The organism is Micromonospora sp. SD19, assembly GCF_054462275.1.
On record NZ_JBTLMN010000005.1, the window covers coordinates 437,614 to 453,691 of the forward strand.

Genomic DNA, 16,078 nt, shown 5'->3' on the forward strand with positions numbered 1-16,078 from the left:
GGGGTCATCCTTCGCGCCCCCGGGCGCGGGCCAGCGCCAGGCGGGACGGCTTCGGCAGTTCCAGTGGGAGGAGTCGGACCGGGGGCCGCGGTGGCGGATCGCCCGGAACGGTGTGCTGGGGGCGGCGTTGTGCCGGGATGGTGGCCCGCCCGGCACCGCTGACCGGGGCCGGGACGCGGGCCGGCGCCGGCTGGCGGGGGCGTGGCGACACCACCTGACAGGCGGCCATCGCGGCGCCGGTGGCGGCGGTCAACTGTGCGTCCGGCTCCACCTCGACCGGCACCGGCAGGGCCGCGCCGATCAGCTCGGTCACCAGCGGGACCCGGGTCGAGCCGCCGGCCAGCAGGACGCCGTCGAGCTGCGCCGCAGTCAGGTCGGCGCTGCGCACGGCCCGCAGCAGCAGGTCGACGGTGGCCTGCACCGTCGGGCGGATCATGGCCTCGAACTGCGCCCGGGTCACCGGCACCCGGACCGGGCCGCTGGGCAGGGTCAGCACCACGTCGGCCGTGAGGTCGACGGTCAGCACCCGCTTGACCCGGTCGCACTCCGCGCGCAGCCCGCGCAGCGCGGCCTGGGCCCCGCGACGTCCGGTCGCTGCCAACTCCCGGGCCAGCACGGTACGAGCGTGCTCGGCCAGCGCCTCGTCGAAGTCGGCGCCACCGATCGAGTCGAGACCCTGCGGGGTGCCGAACGTCTCGTACGTGCCGCGCGGGGTGCGGCGCACCAGGGCCGCCTCGAAGCTGTTGCCGCCCAGGGCGTAGACCACAGCCGTGCTGCCCGCGAACCCGCGAGCGGCGTGGCTCTCGGCCACCGTGACGGTGCGGGGCAGCAGTGTCACGTGCCGCAGGCCGAGGTCCGACAACGCCCGGTGCAGCACCTCCCGCCGGTAGGGGCGCCAGCCGGCCGGGTGGCTGAGCACGATCGCCTCGGCCGCCCCGCCCTCCAGGGCGTGCACCCGCTCCACCACCCACGCCGCCAACTCGGCGGTCAGCGTCTGCGGCGCGCACGGCTCGCCGCCGAGCAGCACCGGCACGTCGTCGCCGATCCGGTGGACGAAGTCCCGGGTGGTGCGGCTGCCGTCGTCGGTCGCCGGCTCACCGACCCGCAGCGAACCGTCCTCCGCCAGGCACAGCACCGAGGGCATGAGAGGTGAGCCGGCACTGAGCGGGACGGCCTCGGGGCGGGTCCAGGTCGCGCCGCGTCGTCGTGCGACGGCCGCGGCGGTGTTGCTGCTTCCGATGTCTATCCCCAGGACGTACGGCATCGTCTCTGTCTCTCCCCGTGAGTCGGCCGGTCGGTGGCGATGGCGCCGGCTGCCCGACGACGCACCCCCGGCGAACCCCGCGGGCTCCTACGTTCGTACCAGAGATCAGTCCCTGGTCGGGACCCTAATCTCGCCGGGACGGTTTCCCCCTGTCCCCCTAACGTACGAGGTGGCGGAGCCCCTAGTTCAACCGGCCCGGATGCGGGCTGAGCCCCGATGCCCGGGGGCCACCCCCGGCAATAGCGTCGTCACTGTCGACGTACGACACCCCGCCCAACGCCAGATCCGAGGAGAACCGGCACATGGACTCGCAGCAGACGCTCCACGACTTCGTGCTCGACCTACTGACGAACCCGGACGCGCGGTCGGCCTTCGACCTCGACCCGGAGGGTGCGTTGCGGGGCGCCGGGCTCACCGACATCACCGCTGCTGACGTGCAGGACGTCGTGCCGCTGGTCGTCGACTACGCGCCGGGGGCGGGCCTCGCGCCGCTGGCCTCGCCGGTGGGGCAGCTCGGGCTGGACCCGCTGCTCACCGACACCACCGACGTGGTGGGTCAGTTGCAGAGCGTGGCACAGCAGATCAGCGTCACCAGCTCGCCCAGTGGCGTGGACGTCAAGGCCGGCGTGCTCGGCGCCATCGCTGTCGACCCGTCGACCGCCGCCGCCGGGGTCACCGTGCTGCCCGGCATCGGTCTGGGCGTCGGTCCGTCCGGCCTGGACACCGACCTGGCGGGTGTCTCCGACGTGGCGCACACGCTCGACGCGGACGTGGTGCAGCCGGTGGACGCCATCGCGGACCCGGTGCTCGGGGACGCCACCAGCACCGTCGGTGACCCGACCGGTCTGCTCGACGTCACCGACTCGAACCTGATCGGCGGCGACCTGACCGGTGGTGTCCTCTCCGGCACCCACGGTCAGCTCGGCGGGGTCGTCAGCTCGCTGGGTGTCGACGACACCCTCAACGGGCTGGGCCTCGGGCACGGCGACGGTGTCGTCGGCGGGGTCCCGCCGCTCGACGTGCCGTCGACGGTGGGCGGCGTGACGCACCAGGTGGACAGCCTCCTCCCCGGTGTCACCGACACGGTCGGTGACGTGACCGGTGGGGTCACCGATGGTGTGCTCGGCGGCGACTCGCACGCCTCGTCCGATCACGGGCTGCTGGGTATCACCGGCGGTCTGCTCTGACCCGGATCTCCGGGCGGAGCGAGGGGCCGGATCGTCTCGGGCGATCCGGCCCCTTCCGGTTCCACATCCGGTCCCTCTTGATAATTGAGCCGAAATCCGCACACTTGGTGCGGTGATGGCCGGGATCTGGTTGGACGTGCTGGACGAGATCGCCCGCACGTGCACTGCACACGGTCGCGGTGACCTGCTCCAGACGGTGCGGCAGAAGCGTGCGCAACTGCTGGATCCGACACTGCGTGTCCTGGTCATCGGCGAGCCGAACCAGGGTAAGAGTCAGCTGATCAACGCGATCATCAACGCTCCGGCCTGCCCGGTCGGCGACGGCCGTACCACCGTCCTGCCGACAGTGGTGCGGCACGCCGAGGCCCCCGCCGCGGCGGTGGCCCAGGCGCCGCCACCGACCCCGGGCCAGGCCACCGGCGCCGCCACGGTCGCCATCGAGCGGACCCCGGTGGCGCTCAACCAGGTCGCGGCGAGCGTGGCCGGCCTGGTCGGGCGTCGGCCCGGCAGCGGCCCGGCGTACGTCGAGATCGGGCTGCCGCGCGCCCTGCTCGGGGCCGGGGTGGTGCTGGTGGACACTCCCGGCACCGACGAGGTCGCCGGTCTCGGCGCCGCCGCCCCGGTCGCCGCGTTCAACCGCGCGGACACCGTGCTGCTGGTGTCCGACTCGACCCGGGAGTTGTCAGTCGCCGAGCTGAACATGCTGCTGCACATCATGCGGTCCCATCCGAACGTGGTGGTGGTGCAGAGCAAGACCGACCTGGTGGCGGACTGGCGTACGGTCGCTGAGCGCAACCGGCAGCACCTGGCCGAGGCGGGGGTGCCGGCAACGCTGATCCCGGTCTCCGCGGCGCTGCGACTGCGCGCCGCCGTGGCCGAGGACCACGCGCTCAACGCCGAGTCCGGTTTCCCGGCGCTGATCGCCCGCCTGCAACGCGACCGGGCCGGCAAGGCCGACCACCTGGCCCGAGCGGCGGTGCAGACGGTGGCCCGCACTGTGGTGGAGCAGTTGGCCGCGCCGCTGCGCGCCGAGTTGGCGACCCAGGAGGAAGAGGAGCAGTCCGGGCCGATCGCCCGGCTGCACGCGGCGCAGCGCGAGGTCGACGAACTGCGCCGGTGCTCCACCCGGTGGCAGAACACACTGACCGACGAGATCACCGACCTGCTCGCCGACCTCGAGTACGACCTGCGCGACCGGACCCGTCAGATCCTGCGCGCGGTGGACGAGGCGTTCGACACCGCGGACCCGTTGGTCGCCTGGGACACGTTCCAGGAGTGGCTGGAGCGGAGTCTGGTGGAGGCGGCGGAGGCGAACCACGAGTGGCTGATCCAGCGCTGCGACTGGATCGCCCGGCGGGTGGCCGCGAACTTCGACAGGTACGGCTACGACGTGCTGCCGCCCTGGTCGATGACGATGCCGGAGGACATGGGCGAGCGACTGCCCGAGCTGCAACGGCCGGTGATCGACCGGTTCACCACCGGCCAGAAGCTGTTCACCGGCATGAAGGGCTCGTACGGCGGCATGCTGATGTTCGGGCTGGCGACCACCCTGGCCGGGATGCCGATGATCAACCCGGTCTCGGTCGGCATCGGGGCGCTCTTCGGTGGCAAGAGCATCCGCGACGAGAGCAAGCAGTTGCTGCGTCGGCGGCAGGCCACCGTCAAGACGGCCATCCAGCGGCATGTCGACGACTTCTTCGTCCGGATCGTCCGGGACTGCCGTGACGCCGCGCGGCAGGTGCAGCGGATGTTGCGGGATCACTTCACGGGGCTGACCGAGGAACTCCAGGAGGCCATCGTGCAGTCGTTCCGCAGCGCGAAGCAGGAGGCCGACACCGATGCCTCAGTGCGCGAGCAGCGGCAACGCGAGATCCGGCTGAAGATGACCCGGTTGGCCGCGCTCTACGAGCAGGCCCAGCAGTTGACCGGCGCCCGCTCGGCCCCGCTGCTGTTGGAGCCGCAGGCATGACGGTGGGGGTGCGCCTGGACGAGGCGGCGTGGGGGTTGCTGCACCAGGCCATCGAGCTGTACCAGGACAATCCCCGGGCCGTGGCGGAGCTTCGGCATCAGGTGGCCCGGTTGGAGCAACCGCTGCGGATCGCCGTCGTCGGCCCGTGGCGATCGGGCAAGTCGACGGTGCTGAACGCGTTGATGGGCGAGGAGGTCGCGCCGGTCGAGCGGGCGGACGGCGCCTTCACCTGGTACGAGGACGGCGAAGCGCCGCGGGCGATCGCGTACCCGGTCGGGCAGCCACCGCAGGAGTTGGCGGTGGTGAAGTCGGCGACCGGGCTGCGGGTGGATCTGGGCTGGGGTACGGGCGAGGTCCGGGACATCGTGGTGCGGTGGCCGACGCGGGCGCTGCGACAGATCACGCTGATCGACACCCCGGCGGTCAGCAGCGGCGCCGAGCAGGACCGGTCGCCGGTGTTGGAGCGGGTGCTGCGGGATTCGGACGCGGTGTTGTACCTGACCCGCGACTGTCGCGACAGCGATCTGCGGGTGCTGGAGTCCGCACGCGACAGTGCTGTCGGTCAGTCCGCCCCGGTCAATGTGATCATGGTGTTGTCCCGGGCCGACGAGACCGGCGGGGGCCGCATCGACGGCCTGCTCACGGCCCGGCAGCTGGCCCGGCGGCACCACCGTGACCCGAGGGTCAACGCGCTCAGCGTCAACGTCGTGGCGTGCAGCGCGATGATCGGCCTGGCGGGCCGGATGCTCGGTGAGTCGGACTTCGCCGCACTCGCGACAGTGGCCCAGGTGCCCCGGGCGGAGTTGGACGTCCACCTCATCTCCGCCGACCGCTTCCTCCACGGCGAGCTGCCGGTACGGCTGGACACCGAGGTGCGCGCCGCGCTGCTGGGTCGGTTCGGGGTCTTCGGGGTCCGGCTGGCGGCCACGTTGGTGCGCAGCGGGTTCGACAGCCGGGTCAAGCTGTCCGCCGAACTGATTCGGCGTAGTGGTCTGACCGAGCTGCGCGAGTCGGTGACCCGGTGTTTCATCGATCGCCGCGACGCGCTGAAGGCCCGGTCCGCGCTGGCCGCGGTGGAGGCGCTGCTGCGGTCCGAGCCCACCCGGGGATCCGCCGAGCTGGTCGGCGCGGTGGAGCAGATCCTCGCCGGTGCGCACGAGTTCCGGGAGCTGCGCCTGCTGGTGGCGTTGCGCAACGCCCGGCTGGGGTTCGACGCGGAGCTGGCCGCCGAGGCGCAGCGGCTGGTCGGCGGGGACGGGGTGGGCCTCGCGGCCCGGCTCGGTGTCGAGCATGAGGCCGATGTGCGCCGGCTCTGGGAGGTCGCTTCGGAGGCACAGTGGCGGTGGCGGGACCGCGCGGAGGATCCGCTGCTCCCGCTGGCGCAGCGGCGCGGGGCTCAGGTCGTCGTCCGCAGTTGCGAGGGGATGATCGCCGAACTGGTGGCGGGCGGCCGCTGAGCCTCGCCGGCCGCCCCCGCCCGCGGTGGTGGTCGTCTCAGCGCGGTTGGTACGTCTGACAGTCCGCGATGTCCTGGCCCGGGCCCACCCGGATGGACGGTGCGTGGCACTCCAGCTCGGCGTTGTGCTGGCAGTCGGCCCGCTTGCAGGCGCCGACCTGGGCGATGACGCGGTCCAGCCCGCCCTTGGCCGAGGTGTCGATGAAGGTGGCACAACTGGCGTTCTGCTGCCCGATGGTGATGGCGAACGCGTGGCAGCCGTCGTGGTTGTAACCGCAGTCGGTGACCGTGCACTCGTGTACCCGCGGCATCTCCAGCATGTCGGTCATGGCGGTGTCCCTTTCGTCGGTGGTCACCCCCATACCCGGCCTCGACGTGACAACTCCCTGTCAGCTGTCCCTTTTCGGGATGTTCTGGATAGGCCAGCCTTGCCTAAACCGCGTGACCACAGCGCTGTTGCGGCCTCCATCGCGACCGTCGCCGACGAGCCGGGGCGCGGTTCGCGGCCGGATAACCGTTATTCGATCTCACTCCGTACGGTCGCGGCTGACCTGCGGAGATAACGCTCTCACGGATGCTGCTGAAGTGCTTGACGCGCCAGTGATCCGAACGCAACGATGCATTCGCATGTCTCGTCCCACCACCGCCAGGCGTGATCGGCGCACGCCGTCCCCGCACCGCGAAAGGACCCCACTGTGCGCAGATCTCTGAGATCGTGGCTCGGCCTCGCGCTGAGCGCGATCCTCGTGGCGGGCGGCATCGTCGCCGCGCCACCCACGGCCAGCGCCGCGCCCTTCACCGTGCTGGTCTTCAGCAAGACCGCCGGCTTCCGGCACGGATCCATCACCCCGGGCATCGCCGCCATCCAGCAGCTCGGCGCCGCCAACGGCTTCACCGTCGAGGCGACCGAGGACGCCGCCCAGTTCACCGACGCCAACCTGGACCGGTTCGCCGCCGTGATCTGGCTGTCCACCACCGGCGACGTGCTCAACGCCGCCCAGCAGGCCGCGTTCGAGCGTTACATCACCGGCGGCGGCGGGTACGTGGGCGTGCACTCCGCCGCCGACACCGAGTACGACTGGCAGTGGTACGGGGGGCTGGTCGGGGCGTACTTCGCCTCGCACCCGGCCGAGCAGACCGTCACCGTGCAGGTCGCCGACCAGGTGCACCCGTCGACCGCCACGCTGCCGCAGCGGTGGAGCCGGTTCGACGAGCTGTACAACTACCGCACCAACCCCCGGGGCAACGCGCACGTGCTGGCCACCCTGGACGAGAGCACCTACTCGGGCGGGAGCATGGGTGCCGACCACCCGATCTCCTGGTGCCAGAACTACTCCGGTGGTCGAGCCTGGTACACGGGCCTGGGGCACACCGACGCGTCGTACACCGAGGCGGCCTTCCGCCAGCACCTGCTCGGCGGCATCCGGACGGCCGCCGGCGCTGTCGACGCCGACTGCGGCCCCACCGTCACCAGCAGCTTCCAGCAGGTGGAGCTGGCCAAGGGGGCGGCCGAGACCGGTGAGCCGATGAGTCTCACCGTCCTACCGGACCGGGGCGTGCTGCACACCAGCCGCAACGGCGTGATCCGGCACACCGACGCCGCCGGCAACACCAAGATCGCCGCCACCCTGCCGGTCTACACCGGGGACGAGGAGGGCCTGCAGGGCATCAAGGCCGACCCCAACTTCGCCACCAACCGCTGGGTGTACGCCTACTTCGCGCCACCACTGAGCACCCCCGGCGGCGGCGCGCCCGCCGAGGGCACCCCGGCCCAGTTCGCCGTCTGGGACGGCGTCAACCGGTTGGCCCGGTTCACCGTGAACGCCGACAACACCATCAACCTGGCCAGCGAGACGCTGATCCTCAACGTGCCGACCAGCCGGGGAATGTGCTGCCACGTCGGCGGTGACATGGACTTCGACGCGGCCGGCAACCTCTACCTGTCCACCGGAGACGACACCAACCCGTTCGACTCGGCCGGCTTCACCCCGATCGACGAGCGGGCCGGGCGCAACCCGGCCTTCGACGCGCAGCGCACCTCGGCCAACAGCAACGACCTGCGCGGCAAGGTCCTCCGGATCAAGCCGAGCGCGGCCGGCGGGTACACCATCCCGGCCGGCAACATGTTCGCCCCGGGCACCGCGCGGACCCGCCCGGAGATCTACGCGATGGGCTTCCGCAACCCGTTCCGGATGAGCGTGGACAAGGCCACCGGGATCGTCTACCTCGGTGACTACGGCCCCGACGCGGGCACCGCCGACCCCAACCGGGGACCGGCCGGCAACGTCGAGTTCGCCCGCATCGACCGACCCGGCTTCTACGGCTGGCCGTACTGCACCGCCCGCAACGACGCCTACAACGACTACACCTTCCCGTCCGGGCCGTCCGGGCCGAAGTTCGACTGCGCCGGCGGGCCGGTGAACAACTCACCCAACAACACCGGCATCGCCCAGCTGCCGCCGGCCATCCCGGCCTGGCTGCCGTACGGCGGCTCCGGGTCGCCGCCGGAGTTCACCGGCGGTGGCCTGTCGCCGATGGGCGGGCCGGTCTACCGGTACGACCCGAACAACACCTCGCCCGTGGCGTTCCCGCAGTACTACGACGGGACCTACTTCGCCGGTGAGTTCGGCCGGCGCTGGATCAAGAACATCAAGCTCGACGCGTCCGGCCAACCGCTGAAGATCAACCCGTTCCCGTGGACCGGCACGCAGGTCATGGACATGGAGTTCGGGCCGGACGGCGCGCTCTACGTGCTCGACTACGGCACCGGCTGGTTCAACGGCGACGCCAACTCGGCGCTCTACCGCATCGAGTACGCCCGCGAGGGTCGGGCACCCGTCGCGAAGGTGTCCGCGACCCCGACCAGCGGCACCGCGCCGCTGACCGTGGCCTTCTCCTCGGCCGGCACCCTCGACCCGGACGGCGACCCGTTCACCTACGCCTGGGACTTCGACAACAACGGCACCACCGACTCGACGGCGGCGAACCCGAGCTTCACGTACACCACCAACGGGACCCGCAGCCCGACGCTGACGGTCCGGGACACCACCGGCAAGACGGCCACCGCGAGCGTGGTCGTCACGGTCGGCAACAGCGCCCCGGTGGTCACCGTGAACACCCCGTTGAACGGGCAGACCTTCACCTTCGGCGACGCGGTGCCGTTCTCGGTCACCGTCACCGACGCCCAGGACGGCGCGGTCAACTGCGCCCGGGTGAAGGTGAACTACGTGCTCGGCCACGACTCGCACGGCCACCAACTGGGCAGTGTGCAGGGCTGCACCGGGGTCATCCAGACCTCGGCCGACGGCGAGCACGACACGGCGGCGAACATCTTCGGCATCATCGACGCCGAATACACCGACCTGGGCGGGGGCGGCCAGCCGGCGCTGACCACGCACACCCAGGCGGTGCTGCAACCCCGGGTCCGCCAGGCCGAACACTTCGGTGACTCGTCCGGCGTCCAGATCGTCGCCGGGGCGGCCGGGCACGGCGGGGCGGCGGTCGGCTACGTCGACAACAACGACTGGATCTCGTTCCGCCCGTACAACCTGACCGGCGTCCAGTCGTTCAGCGCCCGGGTCGGCGCTCCCGCCGGCGGAGGCGGCACCCTCGAACTGCGGGTCGACTCGCCCACCGGCCCGCTGGTCGGTTCGGCCACCGTCACACCCACCGGCGGGTACGCCAATTTCGCCACTGTCACCGGTGGGGTCACCGCCCCGACCGGCACCCGGACGCTGTTCCTGGTCTTCAAGGGCACCGGCCCGTACTTCGACATCGACGAGTTCACCCTCTCCACCAGCCCCGGCGGTCCCGGGCCGGACCCGGACCCCGACCCGGATCCCGACCCCGAACCGGGCACCAACCTGGCCCGGGGCAAGCCGGCGCGGGCGTCCAGTTTCGAGGGCGCGTTCGTCGCGGGCAACGCGTTCGACGGCATGGCCGGCACCCGGTGGGGCAGCGCCTTCGGCGACCCGCAGTGGATCGACGTGGACCTCGGTGCCACGTACGCCATCAACCGGGTCAAGCTGAGCTGGGAGGCGGCGTTCGGCAGCGGTTACCAGATCCAGACCTCGCCGGACGGTGTCACCTTCACCACGATCCGTACGGTGACCGGTGGCGACGGCGGGGTGGACGACCTGACGGGGCTCAGCGGGTCCGGCCGGTACATCCGGCTTCTCGGCACCACGAGAGGCACCGCCTGGGGCTACTCGCTGTTCGAGTTCGAGGTGTACGGCGGCACCGGCAGCCCGATCGGCGGCAACCTGCTGCGCAACAAGCCGACGACGACGTCGAGCAACGAGGGGGCCGACGTCTCCGGCGCCCAGGCCGTCGACGGCAGCCTCAGCACCCGCTGGTCGAGCACGTTCTCCGACCCGCAGTGGATTCGGGTGGACCTCGGCAGCGCCACCGCGATCGGCCGGGTCAAGCTGAGCTGGGAGGCCGCGTACAGCAGCGCGTACCAGATCCAGACCTCGAACGACGGCACCACCTGGACCACTGTGAAGACGGTGACCGGGGCCGACGGCGGGGTGGACGAGCACGCGGGTCTCGGTGCCAACGGCCGCTACCTGCGGATCTACGGCACCGCCCGGGGCACCGGATACGGCCACTCGCTCTGGGAGGTGGAGGCGTACGCCAGCTGAACCACCATCGGTGACGTGGCCGGCACGGTGATCCGTGCCGGCCACGTCCTGTCTCCCTCTTGTATATACCGGCAATCTGTATATGCTCCTGGCATGGCTGAGGCTCCACTGCGGGAACCGACGTTCCTGGTGCTCACCGCGCTCGCCGAGGCGCCCCTGCACGGGTACGCCGTCATCGAGGACGTGCTGCGCATCTCCGACGGCCGGGTGCGGCTGCGCGCCGGCACCCTCTACGCCGTCCTCGACCGGCTCCGCGCCGACGGTCTCATCGAGGTCGAACGCGAAGAGGTGGTCCAGTCACGACTGCGCCGCTACTACCGCCTCACCGCGCTGGGCGCGCGGCGGCTCACCGAAGAGGCGGCCCGGCTGCGACACAACGCGGACGCCGCCCGGGTGCGGCTGCGCCGTGGTGGCCTGCTCGCCGACGGGGGTGCGGCGTGAGCGGCGACGATCTGGAGCGCCGCTACCGGCGGCTGCTGGCCGTCTACCCATGGGAACACCGCCGGCTGTACGAGGACGAGATGCTGGCCGTGCTCCTCGCCGGCGCGCGGCCGGGCCAGCGGCGACCCGCCGCCGCCGAGGCGCGGAATCTGGTCGGGGCGGGGTTGCGGGCGCGGCTGCGGGTGGGCGCACGGGGATTCACCGAGCCGAGCTGGGCGGACGCGGCGACGGTGACCGGCCTGCTGGTCGGGGTCGTGCTGCTGGCCCTCGCCGCAAAGGCGCTGCTCGACCAGCTCGTCCTCACCCGGAGCCTGCCGCCCGGGTTCGGGTCGGCACGCCCGGATCTCGTCGACTGGCTGCGCGTCGCCGGCTGGGCGGGCGTCTGCGCGGCAGTGCTGATCGGGTGGCGCTGGGTCGCCGCCGGTCTGGCCTGGGCCGGCGTGGTCGGCTGGGGCGCGCTCGTCGCCCCGCAGACGGCTGACAACCCGACGTACGTGGTGGACACGCTGCCGCAGTTCGCCCTCGCCGTGGTGGCTGCCGCAGCGCTCACCGTCCCGGTGCCGCGTCGCCGGGCGATCGCGGTGCTGGGCGTACGCCGACTGCTGGCGCTGCTGCTCGCGCCAGTCGCGGTGGTCGCCCTGTTGGTGACGAACCGGGTGACCAGTCCCGCGTTCAGCGTCGTCGGCGGGGTGTCCTACCAGGTCTTCTACGACCTCGAGTCGAGCAGTGAGCTGGTGCTCTGGCTCTACGTCGCGGGCCTGGCGCTCGCCGCGTTGGCCATGGTGGTCGCGGTGGCCACGCTCAGCCCGGGGGTGCGCCGGCGGATCGTCGTCATGCTCCTGCCGGTGGCGGCCCTCGCCCTGGTGATCGACAGCACCCTCGCCGGTTGGGTCACCTCGACCATGCACATGGGACATGCCATCCCCCTGGTGCCGGCGCAGTGGGCGATGCTGGTGCTGGTCGGGCCGGTGACCTTCCTGGCCGGGGTGCTGCTCGTGCGTCGTCGAGAGGAGACCCTGCGCATGGTCGCCCTCGGCCGAGACGCCGACCGCGAGCAGCCAACGGGTCAGTGAGGCGGCGGACAGCTCATCCGAGCGTGGTGCTCCCGGCACCGTCGCGGAACACCGCACGACTCAGGTAGTGCCGGGATCGCCGATCGAAGCGCCCGAGCAGGTCGCGGGCGGCTGGCGGGACGACGGACGTTGACGGATCGCCCCCGGTGAAGGCTGACACCGCGGCGAAGTCGGTAAATGTCATGGCGGTGAGGAACTCGCTGCCCGTGGCGGGGTCCAGCTCCTGCGGCGAGCGACGCAGAACCCGAAGCTCCCGAAGCCCGTCCACGCCCCGGGCGAGGATCGCGGGCGCGATGTCCTGTGTCAGCAACCGCTCGTAGGCGTCGGCGTGAGCGGGCTCGGTCCATCCGCTCCACAGTCGAAGAATCATGACAGCATGCTGTCATTTGGGTAGTAGGCTGTCAATGTTTGGTACCATGCCGTCCGTGACGGATCGGGAACGGGTCGATGCGTACCGGCTGCTGATGGCGGACGTGTACGAACTGGCGGGCGAGTCTCGGCGCTCAAGCGAGCAGCTTGCCCGAGCAGAGGGGCAAACTGCCGCGCGATGGCACGTGATGAGCGTGCTCTCCGACGGCTCCCGCACCGTCGCCAGCGCGGCGCGCAGACTTGGCCTGGCCCGACAGAGCGTGCAGCGGGTGGTCGACGACCTGGCCCGTGCCGCAATGGTGGAGTTGCACGACAACCCGGATCACCGCCGAGCGCCACTCGTGACACTCACGGAAGCGGGCCGGGCCACGCTCACCGGCCTACTGGAACGCTCGGACGCTGACCGCCGGGACGCCGTGGACCGGGCCGGCCTCAGCCTCAGTGATCTCGAGGACGCCCGCGCGACCCTCCGACGGTTGGTGGACGCCCTGCAACGCCGCTGAGCCCGCCGTGCCCCGCACCATGACTGCTCGCCGGTCGTCAGTCGTCGGCGACAGCCACCGGCTCCGAGCCGATGCAGCGCACCTTCAACTCGTACTCCCGGGCCGCCCCCTGGAACGTGACCTCGACGTCGTCGTCCGGGCCCCGGTCCACGTCGCGGACCCGGTAACCCTGCGCGGGCGCCCAGGAGACGAGACGTACGCCGCCGGGGCCGCACTCGGCCACGGCCGTACCCCCGTCGGTGGCGAACCCCCGGCGGGCCCCGGAGCTGGCGCTCGGCGCGGGGCCTGTCGTGCCTGGCGCGGCCGAGGCGCTGCCCGTCGCGCCGGTGGGCGCCGGCTCTGGTGAGGCGAGCGCCCGTTCGATCTCCGCCGCGCTGCGCACCCCACCCGGGGTGCCGGTGATGCTCTCACCCACCAACCGGATCGCGCCCAACCCGATCACTGTGGCCACGGCGGCGGTGGCCACCCACCCGGTGGCGATGAGGATCGAACGACGGCCCATTGCCTGACTATCCCCGATCCGGCCTTGTGGTTGGCACATCCGAACGCTAAGGCACGGTTAACGTGCGCCTCGCTGCCACTGACAGCGGTTAGCCTGCCAGCTGTGGCCCGCCTGTTGCTCATCGAGGACGACCTGACGATCCGTACCCCGCTGATCCGGGCCCTGCGCGAACGCGGCCACGCGGTGGCCGCGGCCTCGACCGCGATGGCCGGGCTCCGCGACGCGCTGGAGGACCGACCCGACCTCGTCGTCCTCGACCTGGGCCTGCCCGACCTGGACGGCCGCGAGTTGCTGCGGATGCTGCGCGCGGTCAGCTCGGTGCCGGTCATCGTGGCCACCGCCCGCGACGACGAGGCCGAGATCGTCCGGGTGCTCGACGCCGGCGCCGACGACTACGTGGTCAAGCCGTTCACCGCTGCGCAGCTCGACGCCCGCGCCCGCGCGGTGCTGCGCCGGGGCCCCTCCGGCCCCGACGGGCAGGACCCGACGCTGGTCGTCGGCGGGCTCCGCGTCGACCCCCGCGCCCGGCAGGTCACACTGGACGGGACCGCTGTCGAGCTGACGCCCCGCGAGTTCGACCTGTTGCACCACCTCGCCGGCCGACCCGGCCAGGTGGTCACCAAACGCGAACTGCTCACCGAGGTCTGGCAGATCCCGTACGGCGGCGCCGACAAGACCGTCGACGTGCACCTGTCCTGGTTGCGTCGCAAGTTGGGGGAGAACGCCCAGCAGCCTCGCTACCTGCACACCGTGCGGGGTGTCGGGGTGCGTCTGGAAGCCCCGGCGGCGCAGCCGTGAGGGCCCGCCTCGCGCTGCTGGTCGCCGCGGTCAGCGTCCTCACCCTCATCGCGTTCCTGGTGCCGTTGGCGCTGCTGGTCCGCACCGTCGCCGAGGATCGGGCCACCGTTCGGGCCACCGCCGACGCGCAGAGCCTGGTGCCGGTGGTCGGCACCGCCGACGCGGCGACCATCCGGCTCACCGTCGAGCAGCTCGCCGCCGAGTCCGGGCGACCGGTGAGCGTCTTCCTACCCGACGGCACGGTGCTCGGCGCCCAGACACCGCGTACCCCGGCGGTGGCCCTCGCCGCGCGCGGACAGAGCCTCACCGGGGAGTCGGCGGCCGGCCGGGAGGTGGTCATCGCCGTGCAGGGGCGGGCCGACGGCACCGGAGTGATCCGGATCGCGGTACCGCAGCACGAGCTGACCGCCGGAGTGACCCGGGCCTGGTTGGTGCTGGCGCTGCTCGGCGTGATCCTCGTGCTGATCGGGTTGGCGGTCGCCGACCGGCTGGCGCGCACCCTGGTCCGGCCGATCAGCGACCTCTCGGCCGTCTCCCACCGGCTCGCCAACGCCGAGTTGGACGCCCGGGTCACGCCGGCCGGTCCCCCCGAACTGCGTGAGGTGGCCGGCGCGCTCAACCATCTCGCCAGCCGGATCCAGGTGCTCCTGGTGCAGGAACGCGAACAGGTCGCCGACCTGTCGCACCAGCTGCGGACGCCGCTGACGGCGTTGCGCCTGGAGGCGGAGTCGTTGCGTGACCCGGACGACGCCGCCCGGATCACCGCCGCCGCCGACGGGCTCGAACGCGCGGTGACCGGGCTGATCCGGCAGGCCCGGTGGCGGCACAACCCGGCGGCGCAGCCGGCCGCCTCGGACGCGGCGGCGATCGTCGCCGACCGGGTCGCGTTCTGGTCGGTGCTGGCCGAGGACACCGGCCGGGCCGTCACCCTCGACCTGACGCCCGGCCCGCTTCCCGTCGGTGTGGCCGCCGACAACCTGACGGCGGCCGTGGACGCCCTGCTCGGCAACGTCTTTGCGCACACCCCCGACGGCACGCCGTTCGCCGTCCGGCTCGCGCGCGAGGCGGGCGAGGTGGTGCTCACCGTCGCCGACGAGGGCCCGGGCATGCCCGCCGGGGCGATCCGGCGGGGCGCGAGCGCCGCCGGGTCCACCGGCCTCGGCCTGGACATCGCCCGGCGTGCCGCGCAGGCCGCCGGCGGTCGGCTGGAGGTGCGCACCGGACCGACGGGCGGCGCCCAGGTGCTGCTCCGACTCGGGCCTCCGGCGTCGCCGCGGGACGCATAGCCGGTGCGGCGCCGGGTAGCTGCCAGTTATGGCGCGGTACACGAAACCCGAGCTCCGGGAGCAGATCAAAGAAGAGGTCAAGGCCTCCGACAAGGGCGGCCGGCCGGGGCAGTGGTCGGCGCGCAAGTCACAGCTGGTCACTCAGGAGTACAAGAAGCGCGGCGGCGGATTCCTGGGCGAAAAGGACGAGCGGCAGAAGTCGCTCCAGCGCTGGGGCAACGAGAAATGGCAGACGAAGGAGGGCGGCACCCGGGCGCGCAAGGACGGCACGACGAGTCGCTACCTGCCCAAGAAGGCCTGGGGGGAGATGTCGGAGAGCCAGCGGCGCGCGACCGACACGAAGAAGCGCGAGGCGTCCCGATCCGGCAGGCAGTACGTCGCCAACACCGGGCCGGCCAAACGCGCCCGTCGGGACGCCACGACGGCCGGCCGGATGTCGGAGATGTCGGTCGCGGAAGCGGCCAAGCTGGTCCGGGGCCTCGACACGCGACAGCTGAAGACCGCGCTGCGCAACGAGCGCGCCAGCAAGGACCGCAAGACGCTCGTCCAGCGACTGGAGGCGGAGCTCAACCGGCGAGGGTAGCCGG

14 protein-coding genes are annotated in these 16,078 nt (G+C 72.1%); 10 read left to right on the plus strand and 4 right to left on the minus strand.

Annotated elements, in window-relative coordinates; genetic code table 11:
* Positions 1–4: 4 nt before the first annotated feature.
* Complete coding sequence (locus ACX27O_RS19850) at positions 5–1,264, minus strand: Hsp70 family protein (RefSeq protein ID WP_458939886.1); 1,260 nt, start codon at positions 1,262–1,264, stop codon at positions 5–7.
* A 302-nt stretch (positions 1,265–1,566) separates the two neighbouring features.
* Between ACX27O_RS19850 and ACX27O_RS19855 the strand changes: the two genes are divergently transcribed.
* The 3 genes from ACX27O_RS19855 (at position 1,567) to ACX27O_RS19865 (ending at position 5,877) form a co-directional block, all read left to right on the plus strand.
* On the plus strand, positions 1,567–2,451 hold the full coding sequence (locus ACX27O_RS19855; RefSeq protein WP_458939887.1) for an IniB N-terminal domain-containing protein: 885 nt from the start codon (positions 1,567–1,569) through the stop codon (positions 2,449–2,451).
* A 115-nt stretch (positions 2,452–2,566) separates the two neighbouring features.
* Positions 2,567–4,420, plus strand: coding sequence for a dynamin family protein (locus ACX27O_RS19860; RefSeq protein ID WP_458939908.1), 1,854 nt, complete (start codon positions 2,567–2,569; stop codon positions 4,418–4,420).
* Complete coding sequence (locus ACX27O_RS19865; RefSeq protein ID WP_458939888.1) at positions 4,417–5,877, plus strand: hypothetical protein; 1,461 nt, start codon at positions 4,417–4,419, stop codon at positions 5,875–5,877. Before ACX27O_RS19860 ends, ACX27O_RS19865 begins: the two co-directional genes overlap by 4 nt.
* 37 nt (positions 5,878–5,914) lie before the next feature.
* Here the strand turns inward: ACX27O_RS19865 and ACX27O_RS19870 are convergent, their stop codons facing one another.
* Positions 5,915–6,205 carry a DUF1540 domain-containing protein gene (locus ACX27O_RS19870; RefSeq protein ID WP_030330445.1) on the minus strand — a complete coding sequence of 97 codons (291 nt, stop codon included), beginning with the start codon at positions 6,203–6,205 and terminating at the stop codon, positions 5,915–5,917.
* 366 nt (positions 6,206–6,571) lie between these two features.
* Between ACX27O_RS19870 and ACX27O_RS19875 the strand changes: the two genes are divergently transcribed.
* From ACX27O_RS19875 to ACX27O_RS19885, 3 genes are all read left to right on the plus strand, one after another.
* Entirely contained in the window at positions 6,572–10,519 is a 3,948-nt protein-coding gene (locus ACX27O_RS19875; RefSeq protein WP_458939889.1) for a ThuA domain-containing protein, read from the plus strand.
* A 93-nt stretch (positions 10,520–10,612) separates the two neighbouring features.
* Positions 10,613–10,960 (plus strand): PadR family transcriptional regulator, encoded by a 348-nt coding sequence (locus ACX27O_RS19880; protein WP_210864435.1) that lies wholly within the window; start codon positions 10,613–10,615, stop codon positions 10,958–10,960.
* Positions 10,957–12,033, plus strand: a complete 1,077-nt coding sequence (locus ACX27O_RS19885; RefSeq protein WP_030330442.1) for a hypothetical protein — start codon at positions 10,957–10,959, stop codon at positions 12,031–12,033. Before ACX27O_RS19880 ends, ACX27O_RS19885 begins: the two co-directional genes overlap by 4 nt.
* A 13-nt stretch (positions 12,034–12,046) precedes the next feature.
* Here the strand turns inward: ACX27O_RS19885 and ACX27O_RS19890 are convergent, their stop codons facing one another.
* Positions 12,047–12,403, minus strand: coding sequence for a hypothetical protein (locus ACX27O_RS19890; RefSeq protein ID WP_210859304.1), 357 nt, complete (start codon positions 12,401–12,403; stop codon positions 12,047–12,049).
* 55 nt (positions 12,404–12,458) lie between these two features.
* Between ACX27O_RS19890 and ACX27O_RS19895 the strand changes: the two genes are divergently transcribed.
* The gene (locus ACX27O_RS19895; protein WP_209444520.1) at positions 12,459–12,905 is read left to right on the plus strand and encodes a MarR family winged helix-turn-helix transcriptional regulator; all 447 of its coding nucleotides are present in this window, start codon (positions 12,459–12,461) and stop codon (positions 12,903–12,905) included.
* Positions 12,906–12,942: 37 nt separating this feature from the next.
* Here ACX27O_RS19895 and ACX27O_RS19900 read toward each other — a convergent pair whose 3' ends face one another.
* Positions 12,943–13,407: a septum formation initiator gene (locus ACX27O_RS19900; protein ID WP_358127583.1), complete on the minus strand. Its 465-nt coding sequence runs from the start codon at positions 13,405–13,407 to the stop codon at positions 12,943–12,945.
* Positions 13,408–13,509: 102 nt separating this feature from the next.
* Here ACX27O_RS19900 and ACX27O_RS19905 point away from each other — a divergent pair, with 102 nt between their 5' ends.
* From ACX27O_RS19905 to ACX27O_RS19915, 3 genes are read left to right on the plus strand one after another with little or no spacing between them, the layout of a single operon-like run.
* Positions 13,510–14,205 carry a response regulator transcription factor gene (locus ACX27O_RS19905; protein ID WP_210859308.1) on the plus strand — a complete coding sequence of 232 codons (696 nt, stop codon included), beginning with the start codon at positions 13,510–13,512 and terminating at the stop codon, positions 14,203–14,205.
* Complete coding sequence (locus tag ACX27O_RS19910; protein ID WP_210864432.1) at positions 14,202–15,491, plus strand: sensor histidine kinase; 1,290 nt, start codon at positions 14,202–14,204, stop codon at positions 15,489–15,491. Before ACX27O_RS19905 ends, ACX27O_RS19910 begins: the two co-directional genes overlap by 4 nt.
* Positions 15,492–15,519: 28 nt before the next feature.
* Positions 15,520–16,074, plus strand: a complete 555-nt coding sequence (locus ACX27O_RS19915; protein ID WP_358136754.1) for a DUF5872 domain-containing protein — start codon at positions 15,520–15,522, stop codon at positions 16,072–16,074.
* Positions 16,075–16,078 lie beyond the last annotated feature (4 nt).